Raw genomic sequence first — 19,130 nt, forward strand, 5'->3', positions numbered from 1 at the left:
GGGTCGCCGGCGCATCCCACCACCAGGGCCAGGGAGAAGGCGGCGACGACGGTGGTCAGGGTGCGCACGACCGGTCGGATCACGTGGTCTCCTCAGGTACGAGTGGTGCGTCCATGACCGAGACCCAGCATACCCACCGGTAGTGGAGAACCGGTGGACAGGGAGAGTGGACGGGGAGAAAGGGACGGGTCGCCCCCGGACACGAGAAAGGGGCCCACGGCGCGCCCGCGGGCCCCTGGAAGAGGGGGAAGGCTCAGGCCAGGTCGTAGACCCGCACGTAGTCCACCTTCATCTCCTGCGGGAACTCGGTGGTCTCGTCGGGGTAGCCGGGCCACTCGCCGCCCACGGCCACGTTCAAGATCATGAAGAACTCCTGGTCGTACACCCACTCACCGCCGACGTCCTCGGGGGTGATGGTGTTGAAGGGGACGCCGTCCACCGACCAGGTGATCGAGCCGGGCTCCCAGTCGATGGCGAAGACGTGGAAGTCGTCGGAGAAGTCGCCGCCCTCGGGGTGGTCGTAGGAGGCGCCCACTCCGCCGCCGCCCGAGTAGCCGGGGCCGTGCACGGTGCCGTGGACCGTGCCGACGTCGCTGCCGATGAACTCCATGATGTCGATCTCGCCGGAGTTCGGCCACTCGGTCTCGGGGAAGTCGGAGCCCAGCATCCAGAACGCCGGCCAGATGCCCTGTCCGCTGGGCAGTTGGACGCGGGCCTCGATACGGCCGTAGGCGTGCTCGACGTTGTTCTGGGTGGTCATACGTGCCGAGGTGTAGGAGCCGTCGTCTTCTTGCTGTGCCGTGATGACGAGGTTGCCGTCACCGTCGAGCGCGGAGTTCTCCCGGCTCTCGGTGTAGTTCTGCAACTCCTGGTTGCCCCAGCCGTGGTCACCGGTCTCGTGGTTCCAGTTGGCGGGGTCGGGTGCGTCGCCGGCCGCGCCGTCGAACTCGTCGGACCACACGAGCGCGCCAGGTTCGGCGGCCTCGGCCGAGGTCAGGGCGCTGTTGTCGGCGGTGTCGCCGCCGGTCCAGGTCAGGGCGGTGGCGGTGAGGGCCGCCGCGGCGCCCAGGCCCACGGTGGCGGTCAGGGTGTTCTTGGTGCGCTTGCGCATCCTTGTCTCCAAGGGGGATCGGGGCCTTCGGGCACCCTGGACACGCGCGTGCTAGCGGGTCGCGCGCGGTTCCGGCGGGTACTGACCCGAGACCGAGCTGAACAAGTGTTAAGTGACTGTAGGTGTGATTCCGCTGCGTCACAAGAGGGTTTCGGAGAGATTTTGGGATCGCTCCCACGGCGGGTTCCGATCGGATCGAAGTACCGCTCTGCTGTGACCGCAACGCCCCGTCGTCACCTGCCCGAATCCGCCTCCTCCGACTCTCGCCGGGGCCGGAACCACCCCGCCATGATGACGACGGTCGCACCCACCGCGATGGACACCAGGACCGCCGAGAACACCCACTCCCGTGACCCCCACGGGCCGTAGACCCGATCGGCCGCGCCGGAGTCCACCGAGGCGACCTCGGCCCCGCTCGCGCAGTCGCTCCGCTGGGCGGCGTGCAACCGCACCGACCGCTCCTCCCCGGAATTCTCCGGGGTGAACGTCCCCTGACACACGCACGACTCGTGCCCCGGGTGCCGCACGCACGACAGCGACTCGGCCACGAACACACCCGGTGCGCCCTCGCCCCGAGCCGCGCGCACCCCCCGGTCCCAACCGGACAGTCCCACGTATCCCAGCAAACCCACCAGTACCAAAACCACCAGCGAGAACACGCTCGGTCGAGCCCTTCCCCAAGTCCGGAACAGGCTCCTCATCGTTTCGACCTCCCCAGGCGCAGGGACGCCGACGCCGCCAGTACGCACAGCGCGGCCGCCAACAGCCACACCGGTCCATAACCACCGCCCACGTCCCGCACCAGACCACCGACGACCGCCATGGCCCCCGCGCCCACCTGGTGCACCGCGTTCACCCAACCGAACACCACCGCCCCGTCCGCGCCGAACATCCGCCGGGCGAGCAGGATCGTCGGCGGAACCGTCGCCACGTCCAACAACCCGAACAGCACCACGAACACCACCATCGCCGGGCCCGCCTGCGGCCCCAACACCAGAGGCAACACCGCCAACAACACCGCCCGGCCGGCGTAGTAGGACGCCAATAACCACCGAGGATCGAACCTGTCCGACGACCAGCCGGAGGCGACCGTCCCCACCAGGGAGAACACCCCCACCGCCGAGACAAGGGCCGCGGCCGCCGTCACCGCCATGCCCTGGTCCTGGGCGGCCGGCACGAAGTGCGTCCACAACAGCCCGTTGGTGGTCGCCCCGCACACCGCGAAGGTCGCGGCCAACAACCAGAACCGCCGATCGCGCACCGAGGTGGACAACACCCGCAACGTTCGGGCCGACGCGCCCCTCTCCGGTGCGGGACGGGCGATCGGCCCCGCCGCGCCATAGGGCACGAGCCCCACGTCGGCCGGGTGGTCACGCAGCACCAAAGCGGCCAGGACCGCCAACACCACGGCGGTCAACGCCAAACCCACCACCGCCGGCCGCCAGGAGTGCTGGTCCACCACCCAGGCCAGCGCCGGTAGGAACACCATCTGACCGAACGCGCTCGCCCCGGTCAACGCGCCCACCACCAGGCCACGCCGTGCCACGAACCAACGTTGGGCCACCGTGGCGGCGAAGGTCATCGACAGTGATCCCGTCCCGGCGCCCACCAGCAGCCCCCAGTACAGGGTGAACTGCCAGGCCTGCGACATCAGCGTGGTCAGGGCCGCTCCCACCGCGACCAGCACCAGCGCCACCAGCGCCACGCGACGCAGCCCGAACCGGTCCATCCACGCCGCCGCGAAGGGGGCGACCAACCCGTACAGCACCATGTTCACCGACGCGGCCAGGCCGATCTCGGCTCGCGACCACCGGTACTCGGTCCGTAGTGGTTCGGTGAGCAGGCCGGGCATGGTCGCGAAGGCTGCCGCGCCCGTGATGACCAGCCCGGCCACCAGAGCCATCGACCAGGCCCGGCGCGGTCGGACGGGGGAGGGAACGTGTGTCGTCGTCTGCATGGACCCAGGTTCCTTCGCCGGATCCCACCGTCGACAGTGGCCCGAAAGCCAATAAGTGAAAGGATCGGGCCATGAGCGTATTCCGGCACCCCGAACGCCACCCGGTCGCCGTCCTGGCCCGCCAAGGACTGCTCTCCTTCGAGGCCGCTGCCGTGCACCGTCTGTTCGGCCAGGCCCGCGACCCCGACGGTTCGCCCCTGTACGAGGTGCGTACCTGTGCCCTGGAACCCGGTCCGATCCGTGCCGACGCCGACTTCCGCGTCCTCGTCGACCACGGCCCCGAAGCCCTGGCCCAGGCCGCCACCGTCGTACTTCCCGCCGCCGACGAGGACTACGGAGAACGCCCCCACGACCCCCTCTCCCCGGACCTGGCCGCCGCCCTGGAACTCATCCCCGCCACCGCGCGCGTGGCCTCCATCTGCACCGGCGCGTTCGTGCTCGCCGCCGCCGGGATGCTGGACGGCTGCCGGGTCACCACCCACTGGCGTTCGGTCGGATACTTCCGCGCCATGTACCCGCACATCGAACTCGACCCGGACGTGCTCTACACCGACAACGGCCGACACCTCACCGCCGCCGGGGTGGCCTCCGGTATCGACCTGTGTCTGCACATGATCCGGTGCGACCACGGCGCGGCCGTCGCCAACGAGGTGGCACGTGGCACGGTCGTCCCACCGCACCGCGAGGGCGGCCAGGCCCAGTACATCCGGCGCCCCCTGCCCGAACCCGGCCGCGCCGCCACGGCCGCGGCCCGTACCTGGGCGCTGGAACACCTGGACGAACAGCCCGGGCTTCGACAGATGGCCGACCACGCGGCGATGAGCGTGCGCACCTTCACCCGTCGCTTCCGCGACGAGACCGGGCTGTCCCCGGGGCGTTGGCTGGCCGAGCAACGCCTGGATCTGGCCAAGCACCTGCTGGAGGGTTCGGACCTGCCGGTGGACCGGATCGCCGAACGCGCGGGCTTCGGTACCGGGGCGTCCCTGCGCCTGCACATGCAGCAGGCGCTCGGGGTGCCCCCCAGCGCCTACCGACGCACCTTCCGCGGCACTCCTTGAGTTCGGTCAGCCCGCCCGGACCAGGGCCTCCGGGCTCGGTGGGGAGGCCAGGAGTTCCTCGGGCGCGGTCAGGTACCAGGCCTCCAGGGCGAGCTCGCTGAGCTCGTCCACGTCGATGCGGTCCAGGTGCACCACCACCCAGCCGAACCCGCCCGCGGTGAACTGCGCCTCGAACACGTCGGGGCGTTCGGCGACCAGCGCGGCCTGTTCGATGAGGGTCTGCTTGAGCCCGACGGTGGCGGTGTCCGGCCACAGGTATCCGAACGGTTTCTCGCGCACCCGGAAGGTCGTGTAACGCCGCGACTCGGTACCGGTGCACTCCGGAAGCGCGCGCACCAACCGCAGGAACCGTTCGATCTCAACACCCATGGGATGAGACAACCACATCCCACCGACACCGGCGCCACCACGTCCGTGGCGCCCGCTCAGGTGGTGGCGCCGAACCAGCGGGGGAGTGCTTCGGACAGTCCCTCCGGGTCCTCGCCGACCCACACCACGTGGCCGTCCGGTCGCAACAGCGCGGCCGGTACGTCCAGCGCGCCGGCGGGAGCGACGACGCGGCCGACCCGGTCCTGCCACCCCTTGACAGAGAGCCCGCCGGTGGCGTCCACCAACAGCCCGCGGCCATCGCGCATGTGTTCGAATAGCCGTCCCTGTTCCAACTCCACGTCCCTCAGCCGCCGACCGAGCAGCCGGTGCCCCTCCCCGACGTCGTAGCGAACCCCGATCGCGGTGATCCGCTCGATGAGCAACCGGTTGGCCTCCTCCAGGTCCATCAGGTCCGAGACCAGCCGACGCACCGCCTGCGAGCCGGCGTCCTGGTTCATCAGCACCCCCTGCGCGCGGGTGCTGTCCAACACGGTCTCGGCCACCGGACGGCGTTCGCTCTCGTAACCGTCGAGCAGCCCCTGCGGTGCCCATCCCCGGAGTTCGGCGGCCAGCTTCCATCCCAGGTTGAACGCGTCCTGTACGCCCAGGTTGAGTCCCTGTCCGCCCAGCGGCGGATGCACGTGCGCAGAGTCACCGGCCAGCAGCACCCGATCGACCCGGTACTTCTCGGCCAACCTGGTGGCGTCCCCGAAACGGGAGAGCCACCGGGGCGAGTGCGCGCCGAAATCCGTGCCGGCGGTCGCCCGCAACGCCCCGCGCAGCTCCGCCAAGGTCGGCGGGACGGACCGGTCCTGGGCCATCCGCTCCGCCGGGACGACGATCCGGAACACCTCGTCCGACGCGGGCCCCACACCGAAACGCGGTCGGGTCTCCCGAACCCGGGTGACCACCGCCATCACCTCGTCCATGGGCATGGTCAACCGCGCCTCGCCCAGGAGCCATTCGCTTGCGGCGGGTTCACCAGGAAAGCCGATCCCGAGCAGCTTGCGCACCGTGCTCCGACCGCCGTCGCAGCCCACCAGGTAGCGCGACCGCAACCGTGAGCCGTCGTCCAGGATCGCGGTGACGCCGTCCTCGCCCTGCTCCAGGTCGACCAGCGCCCGGCCGCGCCGGACCGGCACGTCCAGCTCCTCGGCGTGCTCCCTCAACAACCGCTCCGTGATGGTCTGTGGGATGCCGAGGATGTAGGGGTGCGCGGTGTCCAGCCCCTCCGGAGCCGGTTTGGCGATCCCCGCGTACACCGCCCCCAACGGATACCGCCGCCCCTCCTGGAGGAACCGCTCCAGCAGGCCGCGCTGGTCCATGATCTCGACGCTGCGCACGTGTAACCCGAGCCCGCGCACCACCTTCGTGGGTTCGGTGTCCCGTTCCACCACGAGCACCTGAATCCCGCGCATCCGCAACTCCGCGGCCAGCATGAATCCGGTCGGTCCGCCACCCACCACGATCACATCGAACATGAGCCCCCCATCGATATTCGGCCCACACATCCTCGCCATGGACCCGTGCCGGGGCAATCCCGATCCCCGACCGGTATCGGTCAGGTCAGACAGGAACAAGGGGGGACGATCGCGCAGGCCAGCGTCATCGTGACCGTGAACGCGAGAGGGGCCGCGACCAGCAGGCCCGCGAACACCGAACGTGCCCAGACCAGGGCGCGCGGACAGCTCGGCGAAGGCGCGACCTGGCGCCGCACCCGCTCGATCGGGCAGGCGCCACCGATGGACAGTGTCGCGGCACCACGCCCGTCCTGGGCATCGGCGAGTCGCCCCAGCGCGTGTGCCAGTGGCCCGACCCCCACACGGCGCACGGCGCGATCGTCGGCGGCCCACTCGACCAGGACGGACACACGCCGGGAGGCCTCCCGCAGTAGCGGAACCCCCGGAAAGGCCCGGTCCAGCAGGCCCACCCAGCCGACCAACAGGTGGTGGCCACCGGCCAGGTGGGCGCTCTCGTGCTCCAACACGGCCAGCGTCTGGCGCGGGGTCAGGGCCTCCAGGGCCCCGCTGGTGATGACGATCCGGCCACCGTCACCGGGCACGCAGTAGGCGCTGAGCCGGCTCGAAGGCACCAGCCACACGCGGTGCCCGTACAGGACGTGGCGCACCGCGCCCTCGCTCAGTTCCCGGTGGTGTCCACGCCGCCAGGACCGACCGGACCGCCCGCGCAGCAAACCGGTCCACGTCAGTCGGGCGACGGCGAGCAGGGCCAGGGCCAGGGCCGTCCCGACGAACCCCACCGCGCCGGGCCCCTGACCCTCCAGCGCTTGGAAGAGGTTCACGCACATGGCGATGAGGCCCTTGACCGACGGACCCAGGAGTTCGGCGGCGGCCACCACGGTCAGGGCCGCGCACGAGAGCAGCCACACGGCGCTCGCCCCCACCCACAGCCCAAGCTCGCCGCGTGGCCCTGGGCCACAGTTCGTGGTGGCGCGACGCAGGACGTCGGGGCCCTTGACGCTGAGCACGACCACGGCGCACACCGCCACGAACGACCAGATCACGGCCCCTCCTCGGGGTGCTCGGCCAACAGCGCGCGCAGGGTGCGCACCTCCTCGGGGCTCATGCCGTCGACGAACCGCAGGAGCGTGGCCCCGGCGTCCCGGCCGTCCTCCAGGGCGTCGCGCATCCTTTCGGCCGCGTGGGTGGGGCGATCGCTCAGCGGTTGGTAGAACCAGAGGCGTCCCAGCCGCTCACGCCGCACCCACCCCTTGCGGCGCAGGTTCTCCAGAACGGTGGAGATCGTCGTGTAGGCGATTCCCTCACGTGGGAGGGAGTCCAGCACCTGGCGAACGCTCATGGGGGAGGGAGAGGCCCACAAAGCCTCCATGACCTCTGATTCCAACGACCCAAGGCCCGTGAGCATGGCACCCGTCTCCCGTGGACTCCACCGCGGCGTCCGCCGCGCCTTCGTGGGATTCTATCCACCATAGAAGACGTCGCGTCAGGAGGAGTTGTCGTTCAATCCACGGGAAGCGCGGCGAACACCCGCGACTCGTCGGCGGTGGTGACCTCCACCAGGGCCGGGCCCGATTCGAGCGCGGCGGCGGGCGGTTCGGCGGAACCCTCCCACTCCTGGTCCACCGACCCGGTCCGTACGTCGAGGGCCTGGTGCGTGTCCGCGTCATCGAGGTAGAGGGTGGCGCCGGCCGCCCCACGCATACGCGCGTCCGGACCCACCTCGTGCCGCCAGAGCGGGGCGTCCCCCTCGTCTGTCACCACCTGCACGCTCGACGTACCGAGGACCGCCGTACGACCGTGCCCGACCTCCAGGGTCCGGGGTTCCTGATCCGGAGTGAGGGTGAGGAGCCGATCACCGGTCCGCAGGTCGTGCACCGTGTACAGCAGGGGTTCTTCGTCCTCGTCGTCGGAAGCGGCGGTCCACACGAGCGTGACCGCCGCCGTGGAGTCATCGGCGGGGCGAGGCCCGTAACCGACCCGGACGTCCGTGGTGTCCAGCTCCGCGGGGATCTCCAGGTCGGTGTGGTCCCACAGGTCCGCGCCGGTGCCGTCGACCGCCCGAAGCGCCTCGTCGCGGTGGACCAACAACAGGCCGTGGTATTCGTGCAGGACCGCCTCGTCCTGATTCTCGTCGGCTACCACCGCGCCCGTGCCCGGATGCAGGGCGACCTTGGGGCCGGTGTGGTCGCTCATGACGCTCCCCTGGATCGCGGCGAACACCAACCCCGGACCCACCAACGTGCCAGGAACGTCCACCGGACCCCACACGAGTTCACCGTCGTCCGGTCGGAAGGCCGACGCCGTGGTCCTGGTGGCCAGGAAACCCCCGTCCGGATCCTTCTCCTTGTCCAGCAGCACCACCAGCTCGGAACCGTCGTCCGGGTCACGGATGATGGTGAACCCGGTGCACTCGGGGTCGCGTTCGGCCGACCACCGGGTCCGGCCGGTGTGATCGACCCCCAGGAACTCGACCGCGCCACCCTCCCGCTCCTGGTACACCCCGATGAACATCGACTCGGTGGCCTTGGGCTCGGAGGAGAACGGTGCCGCCCACAGTGGGGCGCCCCGCAGAGGTCGGGGGAGTGCGTCGGAGATTTCCGGCGGCGGGAGCGCGGGGTCATCGCGCGGCACCGTGTCGGACCCCTCCGAGACCGGTGCCGCGCAGGCGCTCAGGAACAGCACCGCGGCGGTCACGATGACGCCGCACCCCTTCGTCGACGGCATGATCAGCCCTTCTCGGAGGTCTCGTGGCTCTCGGCCTCGGTTTCGCGAGCACGGGTCCTGGCCCGCCAGGTGAACACGAGCAGTGCGCCGACCACGACCGCTCCCAGGACCAAGGCGATGAGGTCGGTCATCGAACCCAGACGGGAGAGCGATTTCTGCGCGCGGTAGGCGAGCTGTTCCGCTCCCGCCATCCCGGGCAGGCCCATCATGGACGCGGTGCCGTCGAAGGCGATGAAGAGCACGCCGATCCCGATGAACAGGCCGCCGCTCAGCAACGCGGTGGTGTGCGTGGTCAGGGGGCCCAAGCGCACCGATCGGCCGCGCAGCCATCGGCGGTGACCCAGGTCGTAGCGGTCCCACAGCAGGGCCAGCACGAACATGGGCAGGACCATGCCCAGCGCGTAGGCGGCCATGAGGAACATGCCGCGCAGCGGGGTGCCGGTGGCCGCGACTGTCAGGACCGCGCCCAGGATCGGTCCGGAACAGAAACCCGCCAGTCCGTAGACGGCGCCCAGACCGAGCACCGACAGATGCCCCCGCCCAGCGGCGAACCGGCCCTGGGCCCGCGCCAGTGGCGCCCAGGTGAACCCCAGCCCCAGGATCTGCAGGACACCGAAGCCGATGATGACGGCGCCCGCCACGTTGATCAGTGTTTCCCGGTGGCCGTAGAACAGCATGCTGACCATGGCCGACCCCGCCCCGAGCGGGATCAGGGTCAGGCACAACCCGGCGTAGAAGACCGAGGTGCGCAACAGGAGCCGGCCCGGGTCACGGAAGGCGTAGGCGAAGAACGAGGGCAGCAGCAGCGCACTGCACGGGCTGAGCAGGGCCAACACGCCGCCCAGCATCGCCGCGAGGAATCCGATGTCCATCTCCGCTCACCCCTCGGCCGCGGTCAGCGCGGTGTCGATGCTGTCGACGAACACCGACAGGGGTTGGGCGCCCATCACCGGATCCCCGTTGATGATGAAGGCCGGGGTACCGGACACCCCGATCTGTTGGCCCTCGAGAAAGTCGGCGTCGATCCTGGTCAGCAGTTCCTCGTCCTGGATGTCCGCGTCGAAGCGTTCCAGGTCCACGCCGATGTCGTCGACGATCTCCCGCAGGTCGCCTTCGGGGTCGGAGGACGACTTCAGTTCCTCCTGCCGCGCGAACACCGCCTCGTGGTACTCCCAGAAGGCGTCCTGCTCGGCGACGGCCAGCGCGCCCGCGGAGAGATCACGGGCCAGATCACCCAGGTAGGGGAACTCGCGCCACTCGATCCGCAGGTCACCGGACTCGACATAGCGTTCCACCAGTTCGGGTTGGGTCTCCTGGGCCCAGGTGGCACAGTAAGGACAGGTGAAGTCGGAGTAGGCGACCATCACCACCGGGGCGTCCTCCTCACCCAGGGCGGCGGGGTCGTCGGCCTCGCGCCGGGCCAGGCTCTGCCCCCACTCCCGTTGCTCCTCGCCGATCCGGTTCTCGGCCGGTGGTTCCGCCCGGGAGGCGTTCGCGCCTCCGTCACCGGGATCCTCCTCCAGGGTGAGGCCGATGGCCACCGCCAGGACGACGGCGAGCAGTACCGCGCCGGCCAGCAGCAACGGCCCGGTGGTGGACGCCTTCGCTTGTGGGGGCATGGGGCACCTCTGCTTTCTATGCTCGATAGAAAGTACTCTATGCTCCATAGAAACACGTGGGAAACGGGGGTGCCTCCCCGGTCGATCGAAGGGACGTCGCATGCGCGCATGGGGACTTCGACAGTGGGGCGTGGCGGCCCTGGGCACGGCCGCCACCCTGCTCCTGCTCGGACTGCCCGCAGTCCTCATCCCGAACGGACTGTTCGCTCGGGAGATCGAGCCGACCTGGTGGTCCTACCCGGTCTGGATCGCCACCTCGCTCCTGTCCGGCCTGGTCATGGCGACCTACGTGCGCGGCACGTCGGAGGTGGCGGAGACGAGCGGCGATCGCGACGGGGGACGAGGGCTCGTGGGCGCGGCCCTCGCGTGGTTCGCGATCGGCTGCCCGGTCTGCAACAAACTCGTCCTGTTGGCCCTGGGAACGAGCGGCGCCATGGCCTGGTTCGCCCCGCTGCAACCACTGCTCGCGGTCGCCGGCATGGTGCTCCTGGCCTGGGCCCTGCGATCCCGCCTACGCGCCGCGAACTCCTGCCCGACCCCGGCCCGGGCCGACTGACGCCAATATCCGATTGCCTCCGCGGCCACCGGTCCGATAGTAAGCATCCATGCTCAGGGGAGAGAAGGTCGGGCTGCGGGCCCGCCACGACGAAGACATCCCGGTCCTGTTGGCCGAGCTCTACGACGACGTGGTCACCGGGTCGCGGGCCGAAGGTGGTCCCTGGCGGCCGCTCACACCCGGGACCGAGGACCCGCGGCTCGTCGTGGACGACAAGAATCCGAACCTCGTCCAGTTCTCCATCGTGGAGATGGGCGGTGGTTCCCTCATCGGCACCGCGACACTGTGGGGCATCGACACCCACAACCGCTCGGCGCACATCGGCCTGGGCCTGCTTCCCGCCACCCGTGGCAAGGGCTACGGCGCCGACGTGGTCGCCGTGCTCTGTCACTACGGCTTCGTGGTGCGCGGCCTGCACCGCCTGCAGATCGAGACCCTGGCGGACAACGCCGCCATGCTGCGCGCCGCCGAGAAGAACGGCTTCGTCCGCGAGGGCGTGCTGCGCTCCTCCGGGTGGGTCCTGGGCGAGTTCGTGGACGAGGTCCTGATGGGCCTCCTCGCCCACGAATGGAAACCGACCCGGAAGTCATAGATTCACGGTTCGGCGGCTATCGGCGCTTGATGATCTCTCAGCGCGAGGTGGGCGGCGGAGGCGTCCATCGGTTTCGAGACATCGAGCCCGGTGGCGTTCGCGAATCTGCGGAGACGGTTGATGACCGTGTTCCGGTGGCAGAACATCTTCTGTGAGACATCGGTTATGGAACCGGTCGTGAAATAGGCCTCGACCGTCTCGATCTGTAGGTTGATCTCACGTTCGGAGAATCGATCGAGCGAATTCCTGACATCCCTGGAGAAGGCCTGGGAAACCGAACCCAGGCGGGCGCTCGCCAGGTGTGTCCAGTGACTTCCGACGGTCGCCGCCCCACCTTCCTCCGCCCACTGCGAAAGTTCGCGGGCGATCCTCCACATTTCGGCTATCTCGCCCACACCGTGGGCGCTGGGTGAGACCCCGACGGGTTTCTGTAGCAGTGCGGTCCTGGTCCTGCCCGTCACGTCCCCGGCGGGGACGATTCCGAATTCGATCCCATCCAGACGGAGTAGGACGGTGGACGGCAGGATCCGTCCCACCCACTCCTTGAAGTCACGCGCGTGGCCCTCGTTGGCCACGAAAACGACGTGGACACCGTCGGCGCGCAGCCCGAGGGCCTCCGCCGCCTGTGTGTGCAGACGCTCGTCCGTGCTCGACTCGCTCAGCAGGTGCCGGAGAAGGAACGCGTTCTCCAGTTCGAGTTCCGAGCGCATCCGAGCGATTTCGTCGGTGTACCCGGTCTGCACGTACGTGGTGTGCACCTCGACCGCCTCCCAGATCGAGATGACCTGCTCGGAGAACTCCAAGAAGTCCTCCCGCGGTACGTGCCCGCGCATGGCTTCCCACAGAAAGCGAAAGTCCATGCGCACCGCACGCAGCAACGACTCCAGGGGGATCCCGCGGCGGGCGCGTGAACGTCCCACCTCGACCGAGTGGGTTCGCAGCTCCTCGAAGCGGTCCCGCCCCCGCAGGAGGTCCAAGAGGAGCTCCAGCGTGGCTCCGGCCGTGCGGTGCAGATCCGTGTCATCGATGACGGTCTCGGCGTAACCGGTGAGTTCGCGGACCCTGTGGACGTAGGTCCAGGCGATGGCGCCGAGGTCCCTCAGGCAGGCGTCGGCCGCGCGGGGGACGACCCCCGATCGCTCGAATTTGTGCATGTGCACATTTTATCCAGGGGGTTCGTTGTGATCTGCGCTTGTGGAGGTTCTTTTTCTCCAAGACGATGAGCTTCATCAGCCCTGGTCGTTCACGCACTGTCCGGCCGATGCTCATCTCCCGGAGGAACACATGTCACAACCGGACCAGGCCGCCCCAGGCGGGGCCGGACCGACGGTCAACGCCTCCGACGCGCGGCGGATCGCCTTCGCCGCCTTCGTCGGGACCGCCCTTGAGTGGTACGACTACTTCCTGTTCGGCATGGCCGCGGCACTGGTCTTCAACCGCCTGTTCTTCACCGACCTCGATCCGAACGCGGGTCTCATGGCGGCTCTGGCGACCTTCGGTGTCGGCTTCGCCGCCAGGCCCATCGGCGCGCTGATCTTCGGGTACGTCGGTGACCGTTATGGCCGACGCCCCGCGCTGCTGGCCACCATCGTCATGATCGGCTGCGCGACCGGGCTCATCGGGCTGCTCCCCGACTACCTCGCGATCGGGCTCGCGGCACCGATCCTGCTGGCGGTCCTGCGGCTCCTGCAGGGACTGGCCGTGGGCGGTGAGTGGGGTGGCGCGATCACCATCGCCATCGAGCACGCCCCCGAACGGCAACGCGCCCGTTACGCGGCCCTGGTCCAGGTCGGATCCCCGGTGGGTACGCTCATCTCCTCCGCCGCCTTCTCCGCGGTGCTGCTGCTGCCCGCGGCCGAGTTCGACGCCTGGGGATGGCGTCTTCCCTTCCTCCTGGCCTTCCCCCTGCTGGGCATCGCGCTCTACATCCGCATGAGGGTGGAGGAGTCCCCCGTCTTCCAGGAACTCGTGCAGATGGAGGACCGTGCCAAGGTGCCCGCCCTGGCCCTGTTCCGTGAAGCGGGTGGCCGCCTGCTCGTGGCGGTCGCCGCGGCGCTCCTGGGCGTCGGTGGTTTCTACATGATGACGACGTTCGTGGTCTCCTACGCCTCCAGTGTCCTGGAGGTCGACCGACAGATGGTCGTGAACGCGACGCTCGTCGCGGCCCTCTTCCAGATCGTCACGACCCTGCTCGCCGGACGCGTGGCCGAGCGCTTCGGGCCCGGCCGAATGACGGTGATCGGTGCCGTGGCCACGGGAGCGGCGGCCTTCCCCCTGTTCTGGCTCATCGACACGGCCGACCCGTGGGCGATCACCATCGCGGTGACCACCGGGATCTGCCTCATCACCCTCGCCTACGCCGTCACCGGCGCACTCCTGGCCGACCTCTTCCCGCCCCGGCTGCGCTACAGCGGTGTTTCCCTGGGCTACAACCTGGCCGGGACCCTCAGCGGGTTCCTCCCGCTCATCGCCACCGCGCTCCTGGTCGTGGACGACGGTGCCTCCTGGCCCGCCGTGCTGGTTCTCATCGGCATCTGCGTCATCACCGCGCTCGGCGGCTTCGCCGGTGAGCGGATCAGGATCAAGGACACGCGAACCAGGGCCTGAGACGCCCCTTCCCACCACAACCCCGAGTCAGGAGATCCGCACGTGAGCCTCACGCCCGACATCATCGCGCGCATCGACCGAGCGGTCGACGAAGCCTTCGACTCCCAGTTGGCCTTCACCCGGGAACTCGTACGCCACCCCTCCCTGCGCACCCAGGAGGCCTCGGCCCAAGACCTCATGTACGAGGCCATGTCCCGGCGCGGCCTGGCCATGGACCGCTGGGAACTCGACGCCGAGGAGATCGCCGCCCACCCCGGCGCGGGCGAGATCAAGGTCTCCTACGAAGGCGTCGAGAACGTGGTGGGGACGTACACACCCGTGCACGGTGAAGGCCGCTCGCTGATCCTCAACGGTCACATCGACGTCGTCCCCGAAGGTCCCCTCGAAGAGTGGTCCAGGTCGCCCTGGGACGCTCCCGTGATCGATGGCTGGCTCCATGGCCGTGGCAGTGGCGACATGAAGGCGGGGTTGGCCGCCAACCTGTTCGCCTACGACGCCGTGCTCAAGGCCGGATTCGCGCCCGCCGGACGCATCCACTTCCAGTCCGTGGCCGAGGAGGAGTGCACCGGCAACGGTGCGATCGCGACGATCCAGCGCGGTTACACGGCCGACGCCGTACTGATCCCCGAACCCGAGGAGGACATGCTCGTCCGAGCCAACGTCGGCGTCATCTGGTTCAACGTGCGGGTCGCGGGCCACCCCACGCACCCGAGGGAGATGTCCTCGGGATTCAACGCGATCGACGCCGCCCACCACGTCATGGGAAGGCTGCGTGAACTCGAACTGCGTTGGAACCAGGAGAAGGAGGACCACCCCTACTTCGAGGACCTGGACCATCCCATCAACTTCAACCTCGGTGGGATCACCGGAGGTGACTGGCCCTCCAGCGTTCCCGCCTGGTGCGAGCTTCAGGTACGAGCCGCGATCTACCCGGGGGTGAGCGCCGACGACGCCTGGGAGCAGATCCAGGATGTCCTGCGGAGCACCGTCACCGACGATTCGGGCCATCCCATCGAGGCGGTGGGGGAGCGGACCGGCTTCTACGCCCAGGGCTACGTCCTGCCCGAGGGCACGGACGCGGAGAACGTCCTGCGACGGGCGCACGCGACCGTCTTCGAGAAAGAGCTGCGCACCTTCACCACCCCCGGTTACCTCGACGGGCGCGTTTACGCCCTCTACCAGGGGATTCCCGCACTGGTCTACGGTCCGATCTCCGAGGCCATCCACGGGTACGACGAGCGGGTCGACATCGAGTCCGTACGGCGGATCACCAAGTCCATCGCCCTGTTCATCGCGCAATGGTGCGGTCTCACCGAGGTCTCCTGACGGGGTTCTCCGATGACGGAGACAACGCGTCGGCGGGCCGGTCGGCCCGCCGACACGCCTCAGTCGAGGATGGCCTCCGCCTCGACCTCGACCAGGACGTCGGGCTCGAAGAGGTAGTCCACTCCGATCGCCGAGAGCGGCGGCAGCGGCTGCGGGATCCCCAACTCCTCGACGACGCTTTCGATGCCCGCCATGAAGTCGGTGTATTTCTCCGGTTGCCAGTCGGTGACGAAGAACCGGAGGCGCACGACGTCGGAGAAGCTCGCCCCGGCCCCGGCCAGACCCCGCGCGATGTTGCGCAGTGAGTGGGCGATCTGTCCGGCGAGGTCACCGGGCGAGAGGTGTTCGGCCTTCTCGTTCCGGGCGATCTGACCCGCGACGTGGACGTGTCGCGTGCCAGTGGCGACCGAGACGTGGTGGTAGGGCACCGGTTGGAACATGCCTTCGGGGGTGGAGAGCTGGACGGTCATGGGAGATTCCCTTCCTTGATGGGTGGTAGCTCATTGATACCTAGGCAAGAAAGGGAACTTCAACGAGACTAGGTTTCATGAACGAAACCACCGTCACTCAGGCCGGTCACTCCCAGATCGCCGGCGAGCATCGTGAGCTGCTGGACCAGGTGCTCGACAAATGGTCGCTGCTGGTGCTCGACAAGCTGTGCGAGAGCCCGCGTCGTTTCAACGAGCTGCGCCGGGTGATCCCGACCGTGTCGCAAAAGTCCCTGACCACCACACTGCGTCGGCTGGAGCGCAACGGCATGGTCGAACGAGTGGTCATCAGCACCCGGCCGGTCGCCGTCGAGTACCGCATCAGCGCACTGGGGAACACGCTGCAGGAGCTCATCGACGCGCTTTTCGGTTGGGCCACCGCGTATATGCCTGAAGTGGACCAGGCCCGGGAAAGGTTCGACGACGAGCACGATGCCTAGGGGAGAGGCGATAGGGGAGGGGCGAAGGAGGAGCGGGGAAGGGGGTGGAGGGGGGAAGGCGGGTGTGGGGTGTGGTGTGGTGGGGCGCCTGGGGGGTGGGAGTCGTGGGGTTGTTGGGCGTTGTGTGGGTGGGTGTGTGGGGCGCCTCGGCTAGAGATCCTGCGGGTGGCCTGCCGGGGTGGGGGTGGGTTCTCCCTCCTTCCCCGCCGCGTGATTGTTGCCGCCCGCACCGCACGCGTCAAGGCAATGTTGAGTGCTGTAGCGATCGGGCTGGTGGCCTTGACCCGTACGGCACGGGCGGCGGTTTGGCGGCTATCGGGGAAGGGGGGAGAGTGGTTGAGGTCCCAACGGCCCTGCGGGCCTTCGGCCCACTCCGGCCGTAGCCGGCCGGATGCCTTCCCCTCCGCCTGGTGTCCTCGTGGGCCGCGTCGCCACTACGTGACGGGCCCGGTCACGAAGGACCCGCTACAGGTGAGGCACGGGGCGGGCCGCGTCCCCGCGGTAGCCGGCACCGGTGAGGCTCTCTCCCTGATGATCTTGCTCGTAGCGCCCATTTGGGCGCCCAACATGGCGCTACGGACAAGATCGTTTCTCTTCAGAGCCCCTTCCCTCGAAGTCGCTAGGAGCATCTCCGTGATAGGTGGATCCGGTCATAGGGGAAGGGGTTGTGGATAACCCAGAATGGCCACCCCATCTACGGTAGGCACATTCGCCGCCCTGGAAATAGGTTGAATATACCCGCCGGTAAGCCTGCCATTTCCTGGGGTGTTCGCATATAATCAGAGTATGAGCTTTCCTCCCCACGCACCGAGCCCGACCGGGAACACCCCGGTCGATCAGGCGATGGCGGGTGCACGGGAGATGGCGGTGGAATTCTCCGTCCGGGATATCCCGTTCGGGTGCGAGGGCGATGTGCTCGCCCAGTTCGGCCGACTCAACCAGGAAACAGACCGGATCCGCTACGGGATGTTGCCCGCCCTGGCCCGCCTGGAGGCCACCGGTGCCCTGTTGGAAGAGGGTGGCCAGCGCAGTATCCAGGCGTGGATCACCCACCAGTGGGGGACCTCTCCGACCGAGGCCAAGAGCCTTGCCACCCTCGCCCGAGCGTTGTACCAGCAGCAGCTGCCCTTGGTGGAAGAAGCCTTCCAAGGTGAGGTCTTGTCGCTGGGTGAGGCGTGCGCCATCGCGACCTCCACCGAAAAAGCCACCACCGAGTGGGCGAAGGTCCTGGAAACGGCGGATGAGGAATTCCGTGCCCAGCGTCCTTCGGTGGAGGGGTTTCGGGCCCGGTTGGAATACGGGCTGATCGCCTATAAGCAGGAGTGCCCGCAGGCTTCGGTGCGCCAGTTGCGGGACGCGGCGAAATGGTTCGTCGCCCGTCTGGACCCCGACAAAGCCGACCGGGACTATGACGAAACGTTCGAGAACCGGGGTGCGCAGTTCTCGCCTACGTTCGAGTCCGGGTTTTTGTTGCGGATGTGGGGGCCGGGGGCCGATAACGAGCTGATCCAGGCCGCCCTGGAGGCCTACACCGAACCGTATGGGCCCGATAACGCCGCGATGCCGAAGCATCAGCGCACCTATGACGCGATGATGCGCATCTTCGAGACCGCTCTGACCCACCGGGGTTGCTCCAGCCTGAGCCGCCAACCGTTGGCCACGTTGAACATCACCGTGCCCCTCAAACGTTTCCTCGGAGACGGGACGGCTGAACCCGCCACCACCGAGGATGGTGTGGTCATCCCGGACCAGATGGTGGCCCGTCTGACCCCGCAGAGTTGGCTGCGCCGGTTCGTGACCGACGCCCAGGGCCGGACTCTGTTGGATGTGGGGCGAAAGCAGCGGTGCGCTCCGGACACGGTGCGCCAGGCGGCCGGGTTCAAGAAGCCCTACTGCGAGTGGCACGAAGGCTGCGACATGCCGCGTAGCTGGTCGCAGTACGACCACATCGTCCCCTTCTCCCACGGCGGGGCCACCAGCGCCGACAACATGCAGGTGCTCTGCTCGACCCATAACCGGCTTAAGCACCGGTTGCAGGCCAAGGTGAACCGGCAGATCTGGGAGCACCACCACGCCCAGAACCGCCAGGAAGCAGGAAAAGAATCCGAGTCAGGGGATGGTGAGGGGGAGCCAGCCCCAGCCACCGCCCTCTAACCACCACCATCCGCTTCCACCACGTGTTTCCGCCAGGTGGAACACCACCACCCCGAGATCACCCCCAAGCGGGTGTCAGACCCCAAGGGCCCTGTGTCCTGTGGGGATATCGGCATGTCCCCGCCTCGAACCCCCTACCCGGAGCCACATTCCGGGGCCACAGTGGCTCCCATCGGGGGTGTCGGCACGGCTGCCACCCCCGGTACCGGCCCACCGACACCACCGACCCCGTGTTGTCTCTTCATCATGATGATCTTGTCCGTAGCGCCATGTTGGGCGCCCAACATGGCGCTACGAGCAAGATCATCGCTGAGAAGACCAGGGCCGGCCACCGCGGGGACGCGGCCTGCCCCATGGCCCACCTGTAGCGGGTACTTCGTGACCTCACCCGTCACGTAGTGGCGACGCGGCCCACGAGACAGCCAGGCGGAGGGGAAGGCATCCGGCCGCCTGCGGCCGGACCGGGCGAAGCCCGGGGCCCTTGGAACCCCAACCACTCTCCCCCCTTCCCCGATAGCCGCCAAACCGCCGCCCGCACCGCACGGGTCAAGGCCACCAACACCGCTGCCACAGAACCCGACATCGCCTTGACGCGTGCGGGACCAGCCCTACATCACCGGTGAGCGCACCGCCGAGGGCTTCTACCGC

General features: G+C 68.7%; 19 protein-coding genes. 7 read left to right on the forward strand and 12 right to left on the reverse strand.

The window, feature by feature from the left end; all coding sequences use genetic code 11:
- Positions 1 to 253: 253 nt before the first annotated feature.
- The 3 genes from ABZ717_RS26515 to ABZ717_RS26525 form a co-directional block, all read right to left on the reverse strand.
- A complete protein-coding gene (locus ABZ717_RS26515; RefSeq protein WP_358515309.1) occupies positions 254 to 1,111 on the reverse strand; it encodes a glycoside hydrolase family 16 protein in 858 nt (285 codons plus the stop codon).
- Between the two features lie 233 nt (positions 1,112 to 1,344).
- On the reverse strand, positions 1,345 to 1,758 hold the full coding sequence (locus ABZ717_RS26520; protein ID WP_358515312.1) for a hypothetical protein: 414 nt from the start codon (positions 1,756 to 1,758) through the stop codon (positions 1,345 to 1,347).
- 50 nt (positions 1,759 to 1,808) lie between these two features.
- Complete coding sequence (locus ABZ717_RS26525) at positions 1,809 to 3,068, reverse strand: MFS transporter (protein ID WP_358515315.1); 1,260 nt, start codon at positions 3,066 to 3,068, stop codon at positions 1,809 to 1,811.
- 71 nt (positions 3,069 to 3,139) lie between these two features.
- Here ABZ717_RS26525 and ABZ717_RS26530 point away from each other — a divergent pair, with 71 nt between their 5' ends.
- Entirely contained in the window at positions 3,140 to 4,126 is a 987-nt protein-coding gene (locus ABZ717_RS26530) for a helix-turn-helix domain-containing protein (RefSeq protein WP_358515318.1), read from the forward strand.
- 6 nt (positions 4,127 to 4,132) lie between these two features.
- On the opposite strand, the gene ABZ717_RS26535 is transcribed toward ABZ717_RS26530, so the two are convergent.
- The 7 genes from ABZ717_RS26535 to ABZ717_RS26565 all read right to left on the reverse strand — a co-directional run bounded on the left by ABZ717_RS26535 (position 4,133) and on the right by ABZ717_RS26565 (position 10,319).
- On the reverse strand, positions 4,133 to 4,495 hold the full coding sequence (locus ABZ717_RS26535; RefSeq protein ID WP_358515321.1) for an MmcQ/YjbR family DNA-binding protein: 363 nt from the start codon (positions 4,493 to 4,495) through the stop codon (positions 4,133 to 4,135).
- Between the two features lie 56 nt (positions 4,496 to 4,551).
- Entirely contained in the window at positions 4,552 to 5,976 is a 1,425-nt protein-coding gene (gene rox, locus ABZ717_RS26540; protein WP_358515323.1) for a rifampin monooxygenase, read from the reverse strand.
- A gap of 80 nt (positions 5,977 to 6,056) precedes the next feature.
- Complete coding sequence (locus ABZ717_RS26545; RefSeq protein WP_358515326.1) at positions 6,057 to 7,019, reverse strand: M56 family metallopeptidase; 963 nt, start codon at positions 7,017 to 7,019, stop codon at positions 6,057 to 6,059.
- A complete protein-coding gene (locus tag ABZ717_RS26550; RefSeq protein ID WP_358515329.1) occupies positions 7,016 to 7,381 on the reverse strand; it encodes a BlaI/MecI/CopY family transcriptional regulator in 366 nt (121 codons plus the stop codon). The genes ABZ717_RS26545 and ABZ717_RS26550 overlap by 4 nt, the downstream gene beginning before the upstream one ends.
- 95 nt (positions 7,382 to 7,476) lie before the next feature.
- Positions 7,477 to 8,700, reverse strand: coding sequence for a pyrroloquinoline quinone biosynthesis protein (locus ABZ717_RS26555; protein WP_358515332.1), 1,224 nt, complete (start codon positions 8,698 to 8,700; stop codon positions 7,477 to 7,479).
- A gap of 2 nt (positions 8,701 to 8,702) precedes the next feature.
- Positions 8,703 to 9,572, reverse strand: a complete 870-nt coding sequence (locus tag ABZ717_RS26560; protein ID WP_358515335.1) for a cytochrome c biogenesis CcdA family protein — start codon at positions 9,570 to 9,572, stop codon at positions 8,703 to 8,705.
- A 6-nt stretch (positions 9,573 to 9,578) separates the two neighbouring features.
- Positions 9,579 to 10,319: a thioredoxin domain-containing protein gene (locus ABZ717_RS26565; RefSeq protein WP_358515338.1), complete on the reverse strand. Its 741-nt coding sequence runs from the start codon at positions 10,317 to 10,319 to the stop codon at positions 9,579 to 9,581.
- Between the two features lie 100 nt (positions 10,320 to 10,419).
- On the opposite strand from ABZ717_RS26565, the gene ABZ717_RS26570 reads away from it, so the two are divergent.
- Both ABZ717_RS26570 and ABZ717_RS26575 read left to right on the forward strand, forming a co-directional pair.
- Positions 10,420 to 10,875 (forward strand): hypothetical protein, encoded by a 456-nt coding sequence (locus tag ABZ717_RS26570; RefSeq protein ID WP_358515341.1) that lies wholly within the window; start codon positions 10,420 to 10,422, stop codon positions 10,873 to 10,875.
- A gap of 49 nt (positions 10,876 to 10,924) precedes the next feature.
- Entirely contained in the window at positions 10,925 to 11,467 is a 543-nt protein-coding gene (locus ABZ717_RS26575; RefSeq protein ID WP_358515343.1) for a GNAT family protein, read from the forward strand.
- 2 nt (positions 11,468 to 11,469) lie between these two features.
- Here the strand turns inward: ABZ717_RS26575 and ABZ717_RS26580 are convergent, their stop codons facing one another.
- A complete protein-coding gene (locus tag ABZ717_RS26580; RefSeq protein ID WP_358515346.1) occupies positions 11,470 to 12,621 on the reverse strand; it encodes a helix-turn-helix domain-containing protein in 1,152 nt (383 codons plus the stop codon).
- A gap of 130 nt (positions 12,622 to 12,751) precedes the next feature.
- Between ABZ717_RS26580 and ABZ717_RS26585 the strand changes: the two genes are divergently transcribed.
- The gene (locus ABZ717_RS26585) at positions 12,752 to 14,074 is read left to right on the forward strand and encodes an MFS transporter (RefSeq protein WP_358515349.1); all 1,323 of its coding nucleotides are present in this window, start codon (positions 12,752 to 12,754) and stop codon (positions 14,072 to 14,074) included.
- 42 nt (positions 14,075 to 14,116) lie between these two features.
- Positions 14,117 to 15,400: an ArgE/DapE family deacylase gene (locus tag ABZ717_RS26590; protein ID WP_358515352.1), complete on the forward strand. Its 1,284-nt coding sequence runs from the start codon at positions 14,117 to 14,119 to the stop codon at positions 15,398 to 15,400.
- Between the two features lie 59 nt (positions 15,401 to 15,459).
- Here ABZ717_RS26590 and ABZ717_RS26595 read toward each other — a convergent pair whose 3' ends face one another.
- Positions 15,460 to 15,870, reverse strand: a complete 411-nt coding sequence (locus ABZ717_RS26595) for a Rid family hydrolase (RefSeq protein ID WP_358515355.1) — start codon at positions 15,868 to 15,870, stop codon at positions 15,460 to 15,462.
- A gap of 77 nt (positions 15,871 to 15,947) precedes the next feature.
- Here ABZ717_RS26595 and ABZ717_RS26600 point away from each other — a divergent pair, with 77 nt between their 5' ends.
- Together ABZ717_RS26600 and ABZ717_RS26605 are read left to right on the forward strand one after the other, a co-directional pair.
- Positions 15,948 to 16,328, forward strand: a complete 381-nt coding sequence (locus ABZ717_RS26600; RefSeq protein WP_358515358.1) for a helix-turn-helix domain-containing protein — start codon at positions 15,948 to 15,950, stop codon at positions 16,326 to 16,328.
- Positions 16,329 to 17,114: 786 nt separating this feature from the next.
- Positions 17,115 to 18,482 (forward strand): DUF222 domain-containing protein, encoded by a 1,368-nt coding sequence (locus ABZ717_RS26605; RefSeq protein ID WP_358515361.1) that lies wholly within the window; start codon positions 17,115 to 17,117, stop codon positions 18,480 to 18,482.
- The last annotated feature ends 648 nt before the right edge of the window (positions 18,483 to 19,130 follow it).

The organism is Nocardiopsis sp. NPDC006832, from assembly GCF_040635885.1.
In the GTDB taxonomy this organism is placed as follows: domain Bacteria; phylum Actinomycetota; class Actinomycetes; order Streptosporangiales; family Streptosporangiaceae; genus Nocardiopsis.

Coding starts and splice junctions, on each gene's coding strand:
- ABZ717_RS26600 (WP_358515358.1), top strand. CDS start 15,948: ATGAACGAAACCACCGTCACTCAGGCCGGTCACTCCCAGATCGCCGGC.
- ABZ717_RS26530 (WP_358515318.1), top strand. CDS start 3,140: ATGAGCGTATTCCGGCACCCCGAACGCCACCCGGTCGCCGTCCTGGCC.
- ABZ717_RS26585 (WP_358515349.1), top strand. CDS start 12,752: ATGTCACAACCGGACCAGGCCGCCCCAGGCGGGGCCGGACCGACGGTC.
- ABZ717_RS26565 (WP_358515338.1), bottom strand. CDS start 10,319: ATGCCCCCACAAGCGAAGGCGTCCACCACCGGGCCGTTGCTGCTGGCC.
- ABZ717_RS26525 (WP_358515315.1), bottom strand. CDS start 3,068: ATGCAGACGACGACACACGTTCCCTCCCCCGTCCGACCGCGCCGGGCC.
- ABZ717_RS26535 (WP_358515321.1), bottom strand. CDS start 4,495: ATGGGTGTTGAGATCGAACGGTTCCTGCGGTTGGTGCGCGCGCTTCCG.
- ABZ717_RS26555 (WP_358515332.1), bottom strand. CDS start 8,700: ATGCCGTCGACGAAGGGGTGCGGCGTCATCGTGACCGCCGCGGTGCTG.
- ABZ717_RS26605 (WP_358515361.1), top strand. CDS start 17,115: ATGAGCTTTCCTCCCCACGCACCGAGCCCGACCGGGAACACCCCGGTC.
- rox (WP_358515323.1), bottom strand. CDS start 5,976: ATGTTCGATGTGATCGTGGTGGGTGGCGGACCGACCGGATTCATGCTG.
- ABZ717_RS26570 (WP_358515341.1), top strand. CDS start 10,420: ATGCGCGCATGGGGACTTCGACAGTGGGGCGTGGCGGCCCTGGGCACG.
- ABZ717_RS26560 (WP_358515335.1), bottom strand. CDS start 9,572: ATGGACATCGGATTCCTCGCGGCGATGCTGGGCGGCGTGTTGGCCCTG.
- ABZ717_RS26595 (WP_358515355.1), bottom strand. CDS start 15,870: ATGACCGTCCAGCTCTCCACCCCCGAAGGCATGTTCCAACCGGTGCCC.
- ABZ717_RS26550 (WP_358515329.1), bottom strand. CDS start 7,381: ATGCTCACGGGCCTTGGGTCGTTGGAATCAGAGGTCATGGAGGCTTTG.
- ABZ717_RS26575 (WP_358515343.1), top strand. CDS start 10,925: ATGCTCAGGGGAGAGAAGGTCGGGCTGCGGGCCCGCCACGACGAAGAC.
- ABZ717_RS26580 (WP_358515346.1), bottom strand. CDS start 12,621: ATGCACAAATTCGAGCGATCGGGGGTCGTCCCCCGCGCGGCCGACGCC.
- ABZ717_RS26515 (WP_358515309.1), bottom strand. CDS start 1,111: ATGCGCAAGCGCACCAAGAACACCCTGACCGCCACCGTGGGCCTGGGC.